General features: G+C 61.2%; 19 protein-coding genes. 14 read left to right on the top strand and 5 right to left on the bottom strand.

Annotation, left to right across the window (positions count from 1 at the left end; all coding sequences use genetic code 11):
* Positions 1-78 precede the first annotated feature (78 nt).
* Positions 79-492 carry a peptide-methionine (R)-S-oxide reductase MsrB gene (msrB, locus tag HPQ64_RS17185; protein ID WP_210260351.1) on the bottom strand — a complete coding sequence of 138 codons (414 nt, stop codon included), beginning with the start codon at positions 490-492 and terminating at the stop codon, positions 79-81.
* Positions 493-1,152: 660 nt separating this feature from the next.
* On the opposite strand from msrB, the gene HPQ64_RS17180 reads away from it, so the two are divergent.
* The 8 genes from HPQ64_RS17180 to HPQ64_RS17145 all read left to right on the top strand — a co-directional run bounded on the left by HPQ64_RS17180 (position 1,153) and on the right by HPQ64_RS17145 (position 7,870).
* Complete coding sequence (locus HPQ64_RS17180; RefSeq protein WP_172889841.1) at positions 1,153-3,546, top strand: putative monovalent cation/H+ antiporter subunit A; 2,394 nt, start codon at positions 1,153-1,155, stop codon at positions 3,544-3,546.
* Positions 3,543-3,962: a Na+/H+ antiporter subunit B gene (locus HPQ64_RS17175; protein WP_172889839.1), complete on the top strand. Its 420-nt coding sequence runs from the start codon at positions 3,543-3,545 to the stop codon at positions 3,960-3,962. Before HPQ64_RS17180 ends, HPQ64_RS17175 begins: the two co-directional genes overlap by 4 nt.
* On the top strand, positions 3,962-4,339 hold the full coding sequence (locus tag HPQ64_RS17170) for a Na+/H+ antiporter subunit C (protein WP_172889837.1): 378 nt from the start codon (positions 3,962-3,964) through the stop codon (positions 4,337-4,339). Before HPQ64_RS17175 ends, HPQ64_RS17170 begins: the two co-directional genes overlap by 1 nt.
* A gap of 2 nt (positions 4,340-4,341) precedes the next feature.
* The gene (locus HPQ64_RS17165; RefSeq protein WP_172889836.1) at positions 4,342-5,925 is read left to right on the top strand and encodes a Na+/H+ antiporter subunit D; all 1,584 of its coding nucleotides are present in this window, start codon (positions 4,342-4,344) and stop codon (positions 5,923-5,925) included.
* Positions 5,922-6,398, top strand: a complete 477-nt coding sequence (locus HPQ64_RS17160) for a Na+/H+ antiporter subunit E (protein ID WP_172889835.1) — start codon at positions 5,922-5,924, stop codon at positions 6,396-6,398. The genes HPQ64_RS17165 and HPQ64_RS17160 overlap by 4 nt, the downstream gene beginning before the upstream one ends.
* Entirely contained in the window at positions 6,395-6,751 is a 357-nt protein-coding gene (locus tag HPQ64_RS17155; protein ID WP_172889834.1) for a cation:proton antiporter, read from the top strand. The genes HPQ64_RS17160 and HPQ64_RS17155 overlap by 4 nt, the downstream gene beginning before the upstream one ends.
* Positions 6,748-7,098, top strand: a complete 351-nt coding sequence (mnhG, locus tag HPQ64_RS17150) for a monovalent cation/H(+) antiporter subunit G (protein ID WP_172889833.1) — start codon at positions 6,748-6,750, stop codon at positions 7,096-7,098. The genes HPQ64_RS17155 and mnhG overlap by 4 nt, the downstream gene beginning before the upstream one ends.
* 352 nt (positions 7,099-7,450) lie before the next feature.
* The gene (locus tag HPQ64_RS17145) at positions 7,451-7,870 is read left to right on the top strand and encodes a Ros/MucR family transcriptional regulator (RefSeq protein ID WP_172889832.1); all 420 of its coding nucleotides are present in this window, start codon (positions 7,451-7,453) and stop codon (positions 7,868-7,870) included.
* A gap of 64 nt (positions 7,871-7,934) precedes the next feature.
* Here the strand turns inward: HPQ64_RS17145 and HPQ64_RS17140 are convergent, their stop codons facing one another.
* Positions 7,935-8,180 (bottom strand): hypothetical protein, encoded by a 246-nt coding sequence (locus HPQ64_RS17140; protein WP_172889830.1) that lies wholly within the window; start codon positions 8,178-8,180, stop codon positions 7,935-7,937.
* Positions 8,181-8,385: 205 nt separating this feature from the next.
* On the opposite strand from HPQ64_RS17140, the gene HPQ64_RS17135 reads away from it, so the two are divergent.
* Both HPQ64_RS17135 and HPQ64_RS17130 read left to right on the top strand, forming a co-directional pair.
* Entirely contained in the window at positions 8,386-8,775 is a 390-nt protein-coding gene (locus HPQ64_RS17135) for a helix-turn-helix domain-containing protein (protein ID WP_172889828.1), read from the top strand.
* Positions 8,768-9,544: a DUF6456 domain-containing protein gene (locus HPQ64_RS17130; RefSeq protein WP_172889827.1), complete on the top strand. Its 777-nt coding sequence runs from the start codon at positions 8,768-8,770 to the stop codon at positions 9,542-9,544. The genes HPQ64_RS17135 and HPQ64_RS17130 overlap by 8 nt, the downstream gene beginning before the upstream one ends.
* Before the next feature lie 16 nt (positions 9,545-9,560).
* Here the strand turns inward: HPQ64_RS17130 and HPQ64_RS17125 are convergent, their stop codons facing one another.
* A complete protein-coding gene (locus HPQ64_RS17125) occupies positions 9,561-9,992 on the bottom strand; it encodes a SufE family protein (protein ID WP_172889825.1) in 432 nt (143 codons plus the stop codon).
* 212 nt (positions 9,993-10,204) lie between these two features.
* Positions 10,205-10,666 (bottom strand): DUF5330 domain-containing protein, encoded by a 462-nt coding sequence (locus tag HPQ64_RS17120; protein ID WP_172889823.1) that lies wholly within the window; start codon positions 10,664-10,666, stop codon positions 10,205-10,207.
* A gap of 351 nt (positions 10,667-11,017) precedes the next feature.
* On the opposite strand from HPQ64_RS17120, the gene HPQ64_RS17115 reads away from it, so the two are divergent.
* The 4 genes from HPQ64_RS17115 (at position 11,018) to HPQ64_RS17100 (ending at position 15,110) form a co-directional block, all read left to right on the top strand.
* The gene (locus HPQ64_RS17115; RefSeq protein WP_172889821.1) at positions 11,018-12,811 is read left to right on the top strand and encodes a sensor histidine kinase; all 1,794 of its coding nucleotides are present in this window, start codon (positions 11,018-11,020) and stop codon (positions 12,809-12,811) included.
* Positions 12,812-12,825: 14 nt separating this feature from the next.
* Complete coding sequence (locus HPQ64_RS17110; protein WP_172889819.1) at positions 12,826-13,647, top strand: peptidoglycan-binding domain-containing protein; 822 nt, start codon at positions 12,826-12,828, stop codon at positions 13,645-13,647.
* Between the two features lie 242 nt (positions 13,648-13,889).
* On the top strand, positions 13,890-14,225 hold the full coding sequence (locus HPQ64_RS17105; protein ID WP_172889817.1) for a DUF1491 family protein: 336 nt from the start codon (positions 13,890-13,892) through the stop codon (positions 14,223-14,225).
* Between the two features lie 111 nt (positions 14,226-14,336).
* Positions 14,337-15,110, top strand: a complete 774-nt coding sequence (locus HPQ64_RS17100; protein WP_343036081.1) for a CE1 family esterase — start codon at positions 14,337-14,339, stop codon at positions 15,108-15,110.
* Positions 15,111-15,141: 31 nt separating this feature from the next.
* On the opposite strand, the gene HPQ64_RS17095 is transcribed toward HPQ64_RS17100, so the two are convergent.
* On the bottom strand, positions 15,142-16,287 hold the full coding sequence (locus HPQ64_RS17095; protein ID WP_172889813.1) for a DUF2336 domain-containing protein: 1,146 nt from the start codon (positions 16,285-16,287) through the stop codon (positions 15,142-15,144).
* Positions 16,288-16,622 lie beyond the last annotated feature (335 nt).

Here is a 16,622-nt window from a genome sequence, read left to right as displayed (position 1 = left end):
TTGAAGAACCAGTTCCGCCAAAAGAAAAGCGCCGGCAGATCGTGCCGGCGCTTTGAGACGTCGAACAAGCGGCTTTGCTCAGCCGTCCTGATCGAAGGTGAGCGCGTGACCGTTGATGCAGTAGCGCATGCCCGTCGGTTTCGGTCCGTCCGGGAAGACGTGGCCGAGGTGCCCGTCGCAACCCGAGCAGCGGATCTCGGTGCGGATCATGCCGTGGGAGGTGTCGCGCAACTCCACCATCGCCCCGGGAGAGGCGGGTTCGAAGAAGCTCGGCCAGCCGCAGTGCGAATCGAACTTCGCGTTGGAGCGGAAAAGCTCCTGCCCGCAGCCCGCGCAGGAGTAGAGGCCCGGCTTGTGGTTGTCGAGGAAGGGGCCGGTAAAAGGACGCTCCGTGCCGGACTGGCGCAGGATGCGGTACTGATCGGGAGACAGGATCTCGCGCCATTCCTCGTCGGATTTGACCACCTTCGGCGTGTTTTGCGGGTTGTTCATGGTGCCTCCTCGTGGGGAAATCGATGTTTGTGAGGGCAGAAGTAGCGAGCGCAAGCGCGACAGCAAGAGCGAAAACGGGTTCATGACGAAATCTTGAAAGGTTGGAAGAGGTTGATCGCCGACACGGCAAGATTATCACGTGGTGCAAACGGTGCCGATCACATACGCGTATGCGCCTTTGGGCGCGAATGCGCGGAAATTTGTCGAACCTGCCTCCAAAGTCCTCAAAGTTGCGCGGAAAAGTCGTGTCTGCGATGAATGACGGTCGGTATCCACTTGCCCGGGCGCGAACTCGTCTATATGTCACACGTGACTAGGGTCTGGATCCATAAAATTGATGCAAATGGCACCTGAAACGGCGAAGAGATGCAAGGAGAAGTGCGCGGAGCGGGTCGGCCACCCGTTCAAGCGCTTTGACGAAGCAGGTCGAAGCCGTTCCGGTGTCTGGAAGATATGGCCGATTTGGCCGGCTGCTGTGTCGCAAGATCTTGAAAACCAGCCCGGTTTCCTGCGCTCTTGCTTCTTGTATCCGATCAAATCGGCCCATACCATTTCCGTCAATTTTATGGGTCCAGACCCTCAGCGATGACCGAACGATAAACAACGATAATCAAAAGCGTGCCCGATTCGAGGTGCGCCGAATGCTTCCAGGGGTAGCTTATGCCACTTTCCGGATCCGAGGCGACTGTCTACGCCGTTCTGGCCCCGTTCGCGGCGGCCGTGATCGCGCCTTCCCTGGTCCGGATATTCAAGCATAATGCCGCGTGGCCGCTGGCGCTGGTGCCGGCTTTTGTCTTCATGCATTTCGCCGGCTTCGTGGGTGCGATCGCGCATGGGCAAACCTTCACGCCGTCGATGGACTGGGCGCCGACCTACGGCGTCACCCTGTCGTTCTACCTCGACGGCCTGTCGACGCTGTTCGCGCTTCTCATTTCGGGCATCGGCACCTTCATCATTCTCTATTCCGGCGGTTACCTGAAGGGGCACCCCCACCACGGGCGGTTCTTCTCCTTCATGTTCATGTTCATGGGCTCGATGCTGGGGCTTGTGACCGCCGACAACCTGATCACGCTCTTCGTCTTCTGGGAATTGACGTCGATCACATCGTTCCTGCTGATCGGCTTCGACCACCTGCGCATGGCCTCGCGGCGTGCAGCACTTCAGGCGCTTGTCGTGACTGGCGGCGGCGGGCTGGCGCTGCTTGCAGGCTTCCTCTTGATCATGTCGCTGACGGGCGAGGCCAATATGTCCGCCGTTCTTGCCGGCGACGATATCCTGCGCCAAAGCCCGGCCTATGCCGCAGTGCTGATCCTGGTGCTCGGCGGGGCCTTCACGAAGTCGGCCCAATTCCCGTTTCACTTCTGGCTGGCGAACGCCATGGAGGCGCCGACGCCCGTTTCCGCCTACCTGCATTCCGCGACCATGGTGAAGGCCGGTGTCTACCTGCTCATGCGCATGCAGCCGGTCCTGGGCGATACGGTGCTGTGGACGACGATCCTTCCCCTTTTCGGCGGGGCGACGCTGATCATCGGCACGTTGCTCGCCGTGCGCCAGACCGACCTGAAGCTGATGCTCGCCTATACGACGGTCGCCTCGCTCGGCCTTCTCGTCATGCTGACCGGAACAAGCCTCGACAAGGCGATCGAGGGGGCGGCGCTTTACCTGCTGGCACATTCGCTCTTCAAGGGGGCGCTCTTCATGGTGGCCGGCACGGTCGATCACGAGGCGGGCACGCGCGACATCACGAAGCTTGGAGGCTTGCGCGGGGCAATGCCCATCACCTTCGCCGCCGCTTGCCTTGCCGCACTTTCCATGGCGGGTCTGCCGCCGTTCATCGGCTTCATCGCCAAGGAATATCTTTACGAAGGCATTTGGAACGCACCGTCCGGCGCGCTTGTGCTGACCGTGACCGCGGTGATCGGCAATGCCCTCATGCTGGTGATCGCGGCCGCCGTGGCGCTCCGCCCCTTCCTGGGCGAGAAGGTGGACACGCCCAAGCATGCGCATGAAGGCCCGATCCTGCTTTACGCCGGGCCGGTTGTCCTATCGGTGACGGGCCTTGTGGCCGCGCTCGTCGCCCACACGACCGGCGAATATTTCGTCGGACCGACCGTCAGCTCCATCATCGGCAATTTCGAGGAGATCGACCTGCATCTCGTGCCGACGCATATCGGCGCGCCGCTTTATCTTTCCATCGCGACGATCGCGCTCGGCATCCTGCTTTACCTGAGGCTCGATGCCTTGCGCGCCATGATGACGGGCGCTCTGACGGCGATCGGCTGGGGGCCGGACAAGGGCTTCGACCAGGCGATTTCGGCAATCGTGCGCTTTTCGACCGTAGTCACGCGCTTCGTGCAGGCCGGCAAGCTGCAGGTTTATATGGTGATGACATTCATCATCACCGCCCTTGCCCTTCTCGTGCCGACCTATCTTGCCGGCGCATGGCCGCAAAACTTCGCCGTGCCGGAATTCCGTTTCTACGAGTGGGGCATCCTCATCGTCGCGGTGGCGGGTCTCATCGCCGTGCTGATCGCCAAGACCAGGCTGACGGCGATCGTCTCGCTCGGCATCCAGGGCTTTGCGGTCGCGGTGATCTTCATGCTCTTTGGCGCGCCCGACCTTTCGTTCACGCAGTTCATGGTCGAGACGCTTTCCGTCGTCATCCTCGCCCTCGTCATGACGCGGCTGAACCTTGCGCCACGCGACCACCGCAAGCCGGGTCACCAGCTTTTCGACGGCGCGGTCGCGATCGCCGTCGGCTTCGGCTTCGCGACCGTGCTGATGCGCATCACCGAACTGCCGTTCGATCCGCGCCTGTCGGTTTTCTTCGCCGATTACGCCAATGCGATCGCCCACGGACGCAACATCGTCAACGTCATCCTCGTCGACTTCCGCGGCATCGATACGCTGGGTGAGATTTCCGTGGTCATGGTGACCGGCCTTGCGGTGCTGGCGCTCATTCGCGTGAGGCCGAAACGAAGACCGCCTGAAACGGGGAAAGACACCGGTCCGGCGAAAACGGAACAGCCCAAGGAACTGGAGGCGGCGAAGTGAGAACCGTCATCTTCCGCACTATCGCCCCCTATCTTTCCGCGCTGATGGTGCTTTTCTCGGTCTTCGTGCTTCTGCGCGGCCACAATGAGCCGGGAGGCGGCTTCATCGGCGGGCTGATCGCCGCATCGGCCTTCGCGATCTACGGTATCGCCTGCGGTGTGGCGGCGGTGCGCCGGGCGATCATCTTCCATCCGATGTCGCTTTCCGCCTTCGGACTTTTTATCGCCGGCCTTTCCGGGCTGCCGTCGCTTTTCATGCGCCAGCCCTTCATGACCAGCCAGTGGTGGTACATCCATATCTTCGGCGTCGAGATCCCGCTTTCGACGCCGCTCATCTTCGACGTCGGCGTTTATTTCGTCGTGGTCGGCGCCATTTCGTCGATCGCGCTGGCGCTTGAGGAAAGGGAGAGCGACTGATGGAAGCTGGTCTTTCCGTGCTGATCGGTCTTTTCTTCGCCGTCAGCGTCTACCTTTTGATGTCGCGGCAGATCGTGCGCATCATGCTGGGCATCGCAATCCTCGGCAACGCGGTGAACCTCCTGATCTTCACCGCCGGCAGGCTGACGCGCGAAGTGCCGCCGGTGATTCCGGAAGGGGCCGTCACTCCGCTCGAGCAGACGGCAAATCCGCTGCCCCAGGCGCTGATCCTCACCGCGATTGTGATTTCCTTTTCCTTCTTCGCGTTTCTTCTGGTGCTTGCCTTCCGCTCCTACCAGGAACTGGGCACGGATGACGCGAACGAAATGCGCGTGGCAGAGCCGGCCGGCGAGCCCGCACCGCCGCAAGGGTACTGAACATGGCCGTCTTGAGCGAAAGCGTCGACATTTCAAACGCGATGATCGTCGCGCCGGTTTCCCCGGCCGACTGGCTGATCGTCGCGCCGACGGTCCTCACGATCCTAGGCGGCGCTATCTGCCTGATGATGCGCAAGGACACAGCCGCCCAGCCGCGCATCGGCGTTCTTTTCCTGGCGCTGCTCGTGTTCGCGACGGGCGGGCTTTTCCTGCACGTTCTCGACAAGGGCGTCATCACCATGGTGATGGGCCGCTGGCTGCCGCCCTTCGGCATCGCGTTCACCGCGGACCTGACGGGAGCGGCCCTTGCCTTCGTGGCCTCGCTGGTGGCCTTTTCGGCTGGCGTCTACGGGATTCTCGATGTCGACGGCAGTGGTCGGCGCTACGGGTTCTACCCGTTCCTTCTCCTGCTGATGACCGGTGTGTGCGGCGCGTTTCTGACCGGCGACATTTTCAACCTCTATGTCTGGTTCGAGGTGCTGCTGATCGCCTCCTTCGGGCTGCTGGTGCTCGGCAACGAGCAGGCGCAGCTCGACGGCGCGGTCAAATACGCACTTTTGAACATCATCGCCACCACGCTTTTCCTGCTGGCGACGGGCCTGCTCTACGGCCTTTACGGCACGCTCAACATGGCGGATATAGCCATCAAGACGCGCCAATTCGGCATTGACGGGCCGATCGCAACGATCGCGGTGCTTTATTTCCTGGCCTTCGCGATGAAGGCGGCCGCCTTCCCTGTGAACTTCTGGCTGCCGGCCTCCTACCACACGCCGCGCATCGTCGTCTCCGCTGTCTTCGCGGGGCTTTTGACCAAGGTCGGCGTCTATGCGCTTTTACGCATCTTCGTCGTCCTCATGCCGGAAGCGCGCTTCCAGCTTGAAGATCTGATCGCGCTGGTGGCCATCGCCACCATGCTGACCGGCGTTTTCGGCGCGCTCGCCCAGACGGATGTGCGCAGGCTGTTCGGCTATCTCGTGATTTCCGGCATCGGATCGATGCTGGCCGGTCTTGCCATCGGCACGACGCCGGCGCTCGCGGGTACGATCTTCTACGCGATCCACTCCATCGTCGTGATGACGGCGCTGTATATGGCGGCCGGCGTCATGAGCGCCATGGGAGGGTCCTATTCATTGCGGGAACTCGGCGGGCTTTACGCTGCGAGCCCGGCGTTCGCCGCCGTTTTCCTGGTGCTCGCCTTCGCGGTTGCCGGCTTGCCGCCCTTCTCCGGCTTCTGGCCGAAGGTGATCCTGGTCGAAGCCGCGATCACGACGGGGCATGTGTGGATCGCCGCGAGCATTCTCGCAACCGGCCTTCTCACCTCCATCGCGGTCGGACGTGTCTGGGTCTTCGCATTCTGGCGAGGCGGGCCGGAGGGAACGCCCGACGGTACGGCCGGCGCGGGTGCGCTGGTTGCGGCGCCAGGCCTTGCTCGCCCCGTCGTCTGGCTGCCGCTCGGGGTCTTGCTTGCGCTCGTCGTCTTCATGGGGGTCGTGCCGGAGCCCATGTTCCAGGTCACGGGGCGCGGCGCCACCAGCATGGTCGATCCGATCGGCTACGTCCGTTCGGTCTTCGGAGACAGCCTATGACCGGTTTGTTTCTCATCAACATCCTCTTGTCGCTCGCCTGGGGCGCGGTGACGGGCAGCTTCGAGCTCGTCAACCTCGGCTTCGGCTTCGCACTCGGTTCCGTCGCGCTCTATCTCATCCGGGAACAGGTCGGTACAGGAGGGTATTTCTCGCGCGCCTACAGGGTGGGAAACCTGGCGCTCACCTTCATCTACGAGCTCGTGCTGTCGGCCCTCAGGGTGGCGGCGATCGTGCTGCGCCCGAAGATCGACCTTGAGCCCGGCATCATCGCCTATCCACTGACGGTGGACCGGGATTTCGAAATCACGATGCTCGCCAACTTGATCACCCTGACGCCGGGTACGCTGTCGGTCGACGTTTCGAACGACCGCAAGATGCTTTATGTGCATTGCATCGATGTGCCGGATCCGCAGGCGACGATCGACGACATCAAGAACGGGTTCGAGCGCAAGATCCTGGAGGCCTTCCGATGATCGAAATATTGGGGTTCACCGGATCCTTTCTCGATGTTTGCATCAGGGTTTCGCTCGTCCTCCTGAGCCTTTCCTTCTTCCTGATCGTCTTTCGCTTCGTGAAGGGGCCGTCGCTGCCGGACCGGATCGTCGCGCTCGACATGCTGGTCGCCGTGGGCATCGGCTTCATCGCCGCCATCGGCGTTCAGACCGATTATTTCCTTTATATCGACATCGCCATCGCGCTTGGCCTCGTCGGCTTTCTGGCGACCGTCGCCTTCGCCCGTTTCGTGCGCAACCGCGGGCTTGCCGGCGACAAGACCATCATGAACGAGGTGGGCGAAAGCGAAGCGCGTAGGGAGGCCGGTCTATGATCGCCGTCTATGAAACGCTTGTCGGGATCGTGCTTGTCATCGGCGCGCTCTTCTGTCTCGTCGCATCGATCGGGATCATCCGCCTGAAGGACGTCTACATGCGCATGCATGCCGCGTCGAAGGCCGGCACGCTCGGTTCGGGGCTGATGCTCATCGCGCTTGCCCTTCACGCCCATCAACTGGACGTGATCACGCGCGCGGCCGCGGGGGTCGTGTTCTTTCTGCTTACCGCGCCGGTTGCCGCACACCTGCTGGCAAAAGCGGCCTATGAGGTTGGATACAAGCCTTGCGCGGATACGAAAATTGATGAACTTGCCAAGGATGGAAAGGCGAAAGAGGCCGATTGAACGCCGTCTTGCGCAAGTTTATTCACAAACTTTAAAATTTTTGTCAGCATCCGATTCGCGGTGAATTTGCTTGGAAAACAGGGTTACTCTCGATTGAATCTATCTGAAAGCCGTAAAATCTTTGAGTTCTTGGTATCAATTCGGCGGTATTTTCCAAGATACCATCCGTAATCTACGATTTTCGGCTTGTTCCGTGGAATTTGCTAATTTATATACGGGCCTTGAGTTTTGCCTGAATGAAACATACGCATTCGATGATCAGGTTACGCACCTGTATTTCACATCATTGAAAAAGCGAAGGCTTCATCGGGCCTGAATCGAAATGACACAAGTAGAAAAGACAGGTGAAAAAATGAGCGACGCCGCTGCTGCCGATGACAACCTCATCGATCTCACGGCCGATATTGTTGCCGCTTATGTCAGCAACAACACCGTTGCATCCACGGATCTTGCCGGCCTCATCAACGAGGTGCATCAGGCGCTTCAGCGCACGAGCGGCAGCGTAAGCGAGCCGGAGCCGGAGCCGCTGAAGCCGGCCGTTCCGGTGAAGAAGTCGGTTACGCCGGACTACATCGTCTGCCTGGAAGACGGCAAGAAGTTCAAGTCGCTCAAGCGGCACCTGCGTACGCATTACGACATGACGCCGGAAGAATATCGCGACAAGTGGGGCCTGCCGGCGGATTATCCGATGGTCGCTCCCAATTACGCGGCCGCGCGTTCGGAGCTTGCCAAGAAGATGGGCCTTGGCCAGCAGCGCAAGCGCGGCAAGTAAGCCAACGCTTCTTCTTGTTCCAATTTTGGCCGCTGCGCAGCAATGCGCGGCGGTTTTTCTTTTCTCAAATCGTTTTTTCAAGCTTCCGGGCGAGCGTGCTGGCAAGCGCGACTGCCTGGCGGAGCGCGATCAGCCTGTTCGGATCAAAGGTCCAATGGCCGGCAATGCCACGCCGCCTTTCGTTGTCATGGGCTAATTGAAGAAGTTTTCGATCGCGCTTCAGTAACTCCTTGCTGAAAGGGAGGGACGCCCGGTCACCGTGGAGGCCGGGGAGAAGCCTTTCCGTCAGGCGCAGGTAAAGCGCCTGCATCTCAACGTCGCTCAAGCTGGAGGGCGGGCAGCCGGTGCTTCCGGCGTGGGCGTGAGTTTCCTGGGTCATGCGATGATTTTCGCTCAACCCGTGAAGGTGGGAATTTCCCGGCATCAGAGGATATCGACAGGGCATTTATCCCCGCCATGTCGGCATTGACATAAAAATAGGAAAATAATCATATTCACGCATGGAGTTTGGAAGAATGCCACTTGCAATTGCGGAGTGCAGCCACGGGCCGGGGCAGGTTCGTCACGATTGCGACATCCTGCCGATCATCGAAGGATGCGTCATGGCCGTCTTCGAAGTGCCACGGGAAGGATTGCGGATTTCCTCGCGGGGAAAGGCTGAGGTTGCCTTTGCACGCCAGGTCGCGATGTATCTTGCTCATGTCGTCGCGGGGCTGACGCTTACGGATGTGGGCCGGCGGTTTGGGCGCGACCGGACGACGGCGGCCTATGCGTGCCGTTTGATCGAGGACAGGCGTGACGACCCGGCATTCGACAAGCGGCTCGCGGCGCTGGAAGCCGCGATTCAGTCCGGGTTTTCGCGGTTGAGCGCGGCTGAACGCGCCGGGCAGGGCGGCAATGGCTGAAGGTGGTATCAACCGCGGCGCGGGCCGGTTGAACAAAACGGATACCGGGACGGTCCGTCGCGTGTTGAAGCGGCTCGCGGGCGGGCCACAGATCTGCGAATGCGGCAGTGACGGTGATCGCCTGAGAGCGGTATCAGGCGCGGCTCGGGGAATCACTTTCGGCGCGGGCACGATTGCCGCGCTGAAGGCCGCCGACCTTCTGGAAGATGCCGGAGGAGGGAAAGTCCGCCTTTCCACAGCCGGCAAAGCCTGGCTGAAACGCGCGCTTTCGGGCGGGGACGGTTTTCAGGAACAACATCAAGAACGAATGGCCCTGACGATCCGCAATCGCGATGGCGGCCATGAAACCTTGCGCGTGAACCTGAAGGAAAGCCCGCTGGCGTGGCTTCATTACCGGAAGACACGCAATGGAAAGCCGATGGTGGACGGACCGCAGTTCGAGGCCGGCGAACGACTGCGCCGGGACCACGAATTCGGGCGGATCCGCCCGGATATTGCAACGCAAGCCTGGGGGGCGCAGGCAAGGGAGGGCGGAAAAACGGGCGGCGCCATCGACCTGAGCGATGCCGCGATGGACGCCCGTGCGCGGGTGGAGCGGGCGCTTGAAGAGGTAGGGCCGGAACTTTCCGGGGTTCTCGTCGACGTGTGCTGCTATCTCAAGGGGCTTGAGTCGGTCGAGCGGGAACGCCGATGGCCGGCGCGATCGGCAAAGATCGTTCTCACGCTCGCGCTCGACCGGCTTGCCCGTCACTATGGTTTGAAAATCTAAGCCGGGGACTTTCCCCTCATGCGGCGGCGAGCGCGGAGCGCGCGTCGTCGCGAATCCTTTCGACCATGGCCGTCAGCCCGTTCGAGCGCTGCGGCGTCAAATGCTCCCGAAGCCCGATCTTGTTAAAAATTCCGTCGATATCCGTGTCGAGGATCTCACTTGCGTTATGGCCGGAAAAAACGGCAAGGACGATCGCCACGAGCCCGCGAACGATATGCGCATCGCTGTCGCCCTTGTAAGTGATTACAGGTTCGCCGTTGGCGCCGCGGTCGACCGAGCGGGTCAGCCAGACCTGCGAGACGCAGCCGCGCACCTTGTTTTCCTCGGTGCGGTCTTCTTCCGAAAATTCCGGCAGTGTGCGCCCAAGCTCGATCACATAACGATAACGGTCCTCCCAATCGTCGAGGAACTCGAAATTTTCCAGTATTTCGTCGAGAGGCGTCGCCATGGCGCGCATTACCCTTTCAGTTCATTCGCTGAGACATATAGCCTTCGCGAGGCGCGATGCAAACCGGCACGCCTCTCGTTCTCTCTTTACGGATCGGGAAAAAGAAAGGCGCCGCAAGCGGCAAGGGCATGGCCGCCTGCGGCGTGGCGGAAAGATCCGCCCAGTCGGATTACCAGCCGTCAAACGACCGGGGCAAAGATCCATCACCTTGATTACGCGTTGCGGTTCAGCGGTTTCGGCTGCGGAAGGGCCACGGGTGCTTGCGGCGCGAGCTTTGCGGCCTCAGGCTCGAAGGCAGGGGTGGAAGCGGGTTGCGAAGGTATTGGCCCCACCCATTGCGGCGCAAGGTCATCGGCCGTAAGCGTGCCGGTGCTTCCTGTCGTAAGCGTGTTGTCCGGCAACTCGGGCGAAGCGCCTTCATCCAGATATTCATAGACCAGACGCGCGCTCTCCCTCGCCTTGGCGCCAAAAGTCCTCAAGGCCTGTCCGCCGGTTTCGCAAGCGCCGGGATTGCGGGTGCAGAAGGAGGAAATGTCGCTCACCGTCGATTGCGCGGCGCTCAGCGCCTGCCACGGCGAAACGCCGACAGGGCCATCGTCTTCCGATCCGGTGTCGATGGGAAGCAGAAGAATGACGAGGCCGATCCAGAATGCCGTTCGAAGAAGGAAAAACATGATGTGCAGCCCTTGCTTTCAGTCTGACGTCTTTGCCGGCTCCGCTCGTTCCTCATCAAAGGCGGCGGTGCTCGTTATGAAGACACCATAGGCAGACACATCGAAAGACCGGGTTTGTCCCGGCATGGCAATTCGATTCAAATACTTGGCGTATTTTCTGAAAATTCGATTCAAATTTTATTCGATTTCCAACCGATAAGGTTTTTGCCGGAAAATTGAGGAAAAGCGGGGAATTCCGGGCCTGGCGCCCCGGCTTCATCGTTCCTTAAGTCGTTGTTGTGACTATGGGTCAAAAGAATATGGGCGATGAATGCTCCCGATGAGCGATCATTGCCCGCGGATCGGATAGTCATGTTGCGCGTAACCGAAATCCTGAGGCCGGCAAACCGGGTGATCGACACTCTGGTGCATCCCGATGCGGCGGGCGACCGGCGCGAATTCGAAAGGCACAGGGCGTTCATCCTCGCCAACCTTGCCGGCGGGATCGCCGCGCTCGTGCTCCTTCCGCTCACGCTTGCCCTCTTCGGCCCGATCACGCTCCCCGTTACGCTCGCGCTTGCCTGGCTGATCGCGCAAATTCCCGTCGCTATGTTCCTGTCGCGCTCGGGCTCGATCGCCACGGCGCATCTGGCGTCGGCCCTTCTGTTTGCCGCATTCATCGGCGCGATGGCAGCCCTGACCGGTGGGATCGAATCCTTCGCGCTGCTTTGGCTGGCGATCGCGCCGCTGGAAGCCGCGCTCTCGGGCTCGCGCAAGGTGATCGGTATCGTTGCCGGTGTTTCCGCCGGGATCGTGGCGGGGCTTGCGATGATCGATCCCGCAGGCCTCCCGCGTTTCGCGTTTCCCGGCACGGAAATTTCGCAAGCGGCGCTGGAGGCGGTGGCGGGTGCGGCGGCCCTTGCCTATGCCGGCGTGCTTGCGCTCAGGATCGACTGGGACAACCGGCGCGGAAGGATGTTGTTGCACGAGAGGGAGGCTAAATACTGGCTGGTCGCGGAAAATGTGACCGATGTGATCTCGCTCCATACCGCCGACGGCGCGGTTCAGTTCGTTTCTCCCTCCGTGCAATCCGTCGTCGGCGTTGCGCGCCGCGAAGTGATGGGAAAGGGGCTATTCTCCCGCGTGCACGTGGCTGACAGGCCGGCGTTTCTCAAGGCGATCTCGGATGCGGCGAGATCCGGCGAGCGAGCCAGGATCGAGTTCCGCGTGCGCCGTGGTTCGCCCGCATCGGCCGATGGGCATTGCGAATATCTCTGGCTGGAGATGAACGCACGCTCCGTCGATCGGGCGGTGCCGGGCGTGGAAGGTGATGTCGTGGCCGTATGCCGCGATATCTCCGACCGCAAGGCGAATGAGGCGATGCTTGCCGAAGCGCGCGAGGAAGCGGAGGCGGCAAGTGCCGCCAAGACGCGGTTTCTCGCCAATGTCAGCCATGAATTGCGCACGCCGCTCAATGCGATCATCGGCTTTTCGGACCTGCTCAGGAATTCGCCGCATCTGATGCAGAACGCGGAAAAAAGCGGCGAATACATCGACCTGATCCACGATTCCGGGCGCCATCTCCTGCAGGTGGTCAACGACATCCTCGACATGTCGAAGATCGAGACGGGAAATTTCGACCTAGTCGTGGAACCTTTCGATCTTCCCGAAACGATGGAGGCCTGCGTGCGTATGATGCGGGGCGAGGCCGACAGGAAGGAAATCGAGCTTGTTTCCGACGTGCCGAAATCCTTGCAGGAGTTTTCGGCCGACAAGCGTGCCTGCAAGCAGATCCTGCTGAACCTTCTTTCGAACGCGGTGAAATTCTCCGATGCGGGCAGTACGGTCGTCGTAACCGCCCGCCGCGAACGCGACCACCTGGTCATGCGCGTGCGCGACAGGGGCATCGGCATCGCTAGGGACGACCTGGAGCGGCTTGGCATGCCGTTTTTCCAGGCGAATTCCGGCTACGACCGCGCGCATGAAGGCACCGGCCTCGGACTGTCGGTCGTCAAGGGTCTTGCGGAACTTCATGGCGGCGCGGTGGAGTTCGATAGCCGGCTCGGCAAGGGCACGACCGTCTCCGTTCGGCTGCCGTGGTATGAGGCCGAAGACGAGGCGGCAACGCCTGGAGAGCGTCCCGCGCCGGCGCGCAAGATCGCGTGACGGAGTAAGCGCCCATGGCCCGCCGTACCCCGAATTCGAACGCTCGCACGAACCGCAACAAGCGCTCTTCGGCCGATCTTGCGGAACTGAACGAAGAAGCCGGCGTCACGAGCATCGTTTTTGACAATCCGGTGGTTGCCGGCGGCTGGCTCGTCATGCTGCTGACGGGAGGCATCATCATCGCCAATGCCACGAGCTTCCAGTCCGAGCCGCACCCCGCTCCGCTATTTTCCACGCGCGATGCGGCGCCGCTTGAGGCGCAAAAGGCGCAAAACCCGCCAAAGCCGGCCTATTCGCTGCTCGTCCACGACGCGCAACTGGAGCTGCGGCGCCTCGGCTTCTACGAAGGGTTGCTTGACGGGATAAAGGGGCCGGCGACCGACCGCGCCGTCAGGGCCTATCAGCGTTCCCGCTCTCTTCCGGATACGGGCACGATATCGGCAGCGCTCGTCGCCCGCCTGGCGCTGGATACGGGCGAACCGAGTGAGGGGCTGCCTTCCGGCGATATCGTGCCTGTGCCGCAAAGCGCCCCGGCAACCGGCGGAACGCCGCTGCCGCCCGGCGACATTCCGCGAAGCGCGACTACAGGCTCCGCCGGCGTGCCGAAACCTCAGAGCCAGCGGGAAGGCGATGCGCGCATCCTCAAGGTTCAATCCGCCCTCGCGGACCTTGGCTATGGCCCGCTCGCCATCGACGGCGTGATGGGCGACCAAACGGCAAGCGCCATCCGCCGCTTCGAACTCGACCGGGGCTTGCCGATCACCGGCTCGTTGAACGACCGCGTGAGGCAGGAACTTGAGCGCATGAGCGGGCGCAAGCTAGTGGATCGATTTTGACATTTGATACCGGTTCGCAGTTGGGCTCTCAATCAAATGTCAAAATCAAAAAGATCCACTAGAAATAAATATCTAGCTAGTGGTTTTAACGATTCCAACATTTGCAACCGAGCTTGCGGCAGGGAGATGCAAATGTTGGGATCAAACCACTAGACGGCTGGGCGCTTTCGCCGCCCGGCGATCCGCGATAGACCTCGATCCGGCATATTCTTTGATTCTCGAAGCGGAGGTTGCGGCCGGCCATGCGGCTTACATCCGATTTCTGGGTGAGCGCCCATGTGCGCCGCTGTCACAAGGAAGGCGCCTATGCCGTCGTGCGCCGGCGCGGCGCCTTCGAGGCGGGCGCGATCTTCGTCGTGGTCGATCGGCTTGACGATACATACGACCTCTATGGGCCTGCTCCCCAATCGATGATGGAAGGCCACGACACGGGCGGGCGTGTGTTCGAAAAGCTGATCGAAGGCGCTACGCAGGACAAGATCGACGAAAAACTCAAGCGCGAAGCGCGCATAGACCCCGACTTTTGGGTCGTCGAAATCGAGGACCGCGAAGGCAGGTCGTTTCTGGACAGCATCTGAAGCGGGCGCGGCTCCGGCGTTATGGTATCATTGCCAAACGCGGGAGCCTTGCGGATGTTGCGGCGAACCTTTGCGATTTTGGTCCTATTTGCGGCAAGCCTTGTGTTGGCCGTGTCTTTCAAGCTTGAAGCGCAGGCATGCGGAGCCGGGCAGCCCTGCATGCTGGGAGAGCGCAACTATCGCGTGCGCCTTCCGGAAGGCTTCGACCGGGCTCGCCCTCAAGGGGCGATCGTCTATGTGCATGGCTATCGCGGCAAAGCCGAAAACGTAATGCGCAATGAAGCGCTTGCCGGCCTGGCGGACCGGCTGGGCGTGGTTTTCGCCGCAGCCCAGGCGGCCGGACCGGAATGGAACATTCCCAATATCCCGAGTGACGACCGGCTGGAGGGTGTCGACGAACTGGCCTATTTCGACGCGCTGTTTGAGGATCTGTCGAGGCGCTTCGGCGTCGACAGGTCGAGGACCATCGTCACGGGGTTTTCCTCTGGCGCGATGATGGTCTGGTATCTGGCCTGTTACCGTGCGGACAAGGCCGCTGGTTTCGTGCCGATGTCGGGCACTTTCTGGGCGCCGGTTCCGTCTTCCTGCCCGTCGGGTCGGGCGAATATCATTCACTACCACGGCTTGAACGATCGGATCGTTCCCTTGCATGGCCAGGCGATCAAGGACGCCAGGCAGGGCGATGTCCTGACGGCGATCGAGCTCTTTTCGCCCAAACCCGAATTTTCGGAAGAGGGGACGGCGGCCCAAGGCTCGCTCGAATGCGCCCGCAGAACCGGCGACCAGGGCCATCTGGTTGAGCTCTGCCTCTTTCCCGGTAAGCATGAGATGAGGATTGCCCATATCATTCGCGCGGCCGGGCTGCTCGGCGTCGCCGTCAGGTAGCGGACCGTGGAGAAAGAGAAAGGCTGCAGGGTCAACCGGTGCGGCGGGACTTGCGTGCATTGTCCGGCAGGGCGGGGCGCGGCTTCAGCGCGGTATCGCCACGCGCGGCACCGCTGAATTGCGGCGTGTGGGACGGCGCCTGCGCTATTGCCCGGTCGGGCTGGGGGGCGAGTGCGTTTTCATTCCATGCAGATACGATGATGGTGGCCGCGCGCGGCGTCAGCCTGTCGAAGAGTGCAAGCAGGGAGCGCAGATCGTCGAGCGAACGTTTTGCCCCGTAAAGCCTTACGAGCACGCGGGCGGCATCCTCATCCTTCAGGCCGAGGGCGCGCAGGCAGATCACGAGCGTTTCACCCCCGGTATCGTCAACGATCTGCGCCGCCAGATCCGCCGGGAGCGCCAGCGCGTAAGCAAGGTTCGCCGCGAATGCCGCGACGCCGCCGGAAAGGGCGGCGGCGACCAGATCGTGAAGCACCGCCGGCTTGAAGGCGGTTTGAAGCGTATTCGGTTTCTTCTTGCGTGCAAGTTCCGCCAGCGCGCGAGTTTCCGCAGCGGCGATCGCCTCCATCCTGCCGGCATGATCGAGATCGGGAAACGAAGCGAAAAGGAGGCTTGCCGGCAACGCTTTCAGAGCTGTGAGGCGCGGAGCTAACCGGCGCCACACGTCCGGCCGGTTCTCAAGGACAAGAAGAGCATCGCTGGATATGGAGATGTCACCGCGATCCAGAAGCATTTCCAGGGTTTCGGCATCGGCTGTGGAGAAAAACGCTGTGACCACGGGCTCGGAAAGCGCTGGCCGGGCTGCGATCAGCCGTCGCAAACCTTCGGGACCGCGCCCCAGGGCGGCGACGAGATCGCAGTCGCTCAAACCTTCGGACGCGGCAAGGATCGGCGCCGCGACGACGGGATCTTCATCCCGCGCCAGGGCGCGAAGCGTTTCGGGCGGTGCCTCTTGTGCAGTGGCGAGAAGTTCGGATATGCGCCGCCTGTCCTCCGTATTGGTTTCGGGAAGAAGCTGACGGGCAAGCTCGGCGAAGATCGCACGCTCCGTCCTGTCGTGGCTTCCCATGGAAACGTAAAGCTCGCAAGCCGCAAGCAACGTGCGGGATTTGCGCGATCCGCCGGAACCTTCGGAAAGGGACACCACGCTGTCCGAATAGATGGTTTTTTTCGACAAGGAGCACACCGGACCGATACGCGGGGACTGGGTCGCTTGGGGGTTGCCTCATAAAATCGACCGAAACGATATAAGGCCGGACCCTGACGACTAAAATTGAATCAAAACGATTAACGTCTCGTTAAAGCTAAGAGATCGTTAATGAGGAAAACCCAAGAAGTATTATCGGCTTGCCACGGTTTCATGAAGCAGTTTTCAATTCCGGAGATACCTTTGACCGGGCGTCGGCTGCAAGAGGGATTTTTATTTTCAAAGTCAGCGGGCTACAATTTGGTTCGGCCGAAATCGTTTCCAGAAAATCACAATTTCTTACTCAGGTTGATGTGGCTGAATTG

It is taken from the genome of Hongsoonwoonella zoysiae, assembly GCF_013266695.1.
Classification (GTDB): Bacteria; Pseudomonadota; Alphaproteobacteria; order Rhizobiales; family Stappiaceae; genus Hongsoonwoonella; species Hongsoonwoonella zoysiae.
This window is presented reverse-complemented; position numbering and strand designations above follow the sequence as displayed.

Coding starts and splice junctions, on each gene's coding strand:
- HPQ64_RS17170 (WP_172889837.1), top strand. CDS start 3,962: ATGGAAGCTGGTCTTTCCGTGCTGATCGGTCTTTTCTTCGCCGTCAGC.
- HPQ64_RS17140 (WP_172889830.1), bottom strand. CDS start 8,180: ATGCAGGCGCTTTACCTGCGCCTGACGGAAAGGCTTCTCCCCGGCCTC.
- HPQ64_RS17110 (WP_172889819.1), top strand. CDS start 12,826: ATGGCCCGCCGTACCCCGAATTCGAACGCTCGCACGAACCGCAACAAG.
- HPQ64_RS17180 (WP_172889841.1), top strand. CDS start 1,153: ATGCCACTTTCCGGATCCGAGGCGACTGTCTACGCCGTTCTGGCCCCG.
- HPQ64_RS17135 (WP_172889828.1), top strand. CDS start 8,386: ATGCCACTTGCAATTGCGGAGTGCAGCCACGGGCCGGGGCAGGTTCGT.
- HPQ64_RS17105 (WP_172889817.1), top strand. CDS start 13,890: ATGCGGCTTACATCCGATTTCTGGGTGAGCGCCCATGTGCGCCGCTGT.
- HPQ64_RS17120 (WP_172889823.1), bottom strand. CDS start 10,666: ATGTTTTTCCTTCTTCGAACGGCATTCTGGATCGGCCTCGTCATTCTT.
- HPQ64_RS17145 (WP_172889832.1), top strand. CDS start 7,451: ATGAGCGACGCCGCTGCTGCCGATGACAACCTCATCGATCTCACGGCC.
- HPQ64_RS17160 (WP_172889835.1), top strand. CDS start 5,922: ATGACCGGTTTGTTTCTCATCAACATCCTCTTGTCGCTCGCCTGGGGC.
- HPQ64_RS17130 (WP_172889827.1), top strand. CDS start 8,768: ATGGCTGAAGGTGGTATCAACCGCGGCGCGGGCCGGTTGAACAAAACG.
- msrB (WP_210260351.1), bottom strand. CDS start 492: ATGAACAACCCGCAAAACACGCCGAAGGTGGTCAAATCCGACGAGGAA.
- HPQ64_RS17125 (WP_172889825.1), bottom strand. CDS start 9,992: ATGGCGACGCCTCTCGACGAAATACTGGAAAATTTCGAGTTCCTCGAC.
- mnhG (WP_172889833.1), top strand. CDS start 6,748: ATGATCGCCGTCTATGAAACGCTTGTCGGGATCGTGCTTGTCATCGGC.
- HPQ64_RS17115 (WP_172889821.1), top strand. CDS start 11,018: ATGTTGCGCGTAACCGAAATCCTGAGGCCGGCAAACCGGGTGATCGAC.
- HPQ64_RS17165 (WP_172889836.1), top strand. CDS start 4,342: ATGGCCGTCTTGAGCGAAAGCGTCGACATTTCAAACGCGATGATCGTC.
- HPQ64_RS17155 (WP_172889834.1), top strand. CDS start 6,395: ATGATCGAAATATTGGGGTTCACCGGATCCTTTCTCGATGTTTGCATC.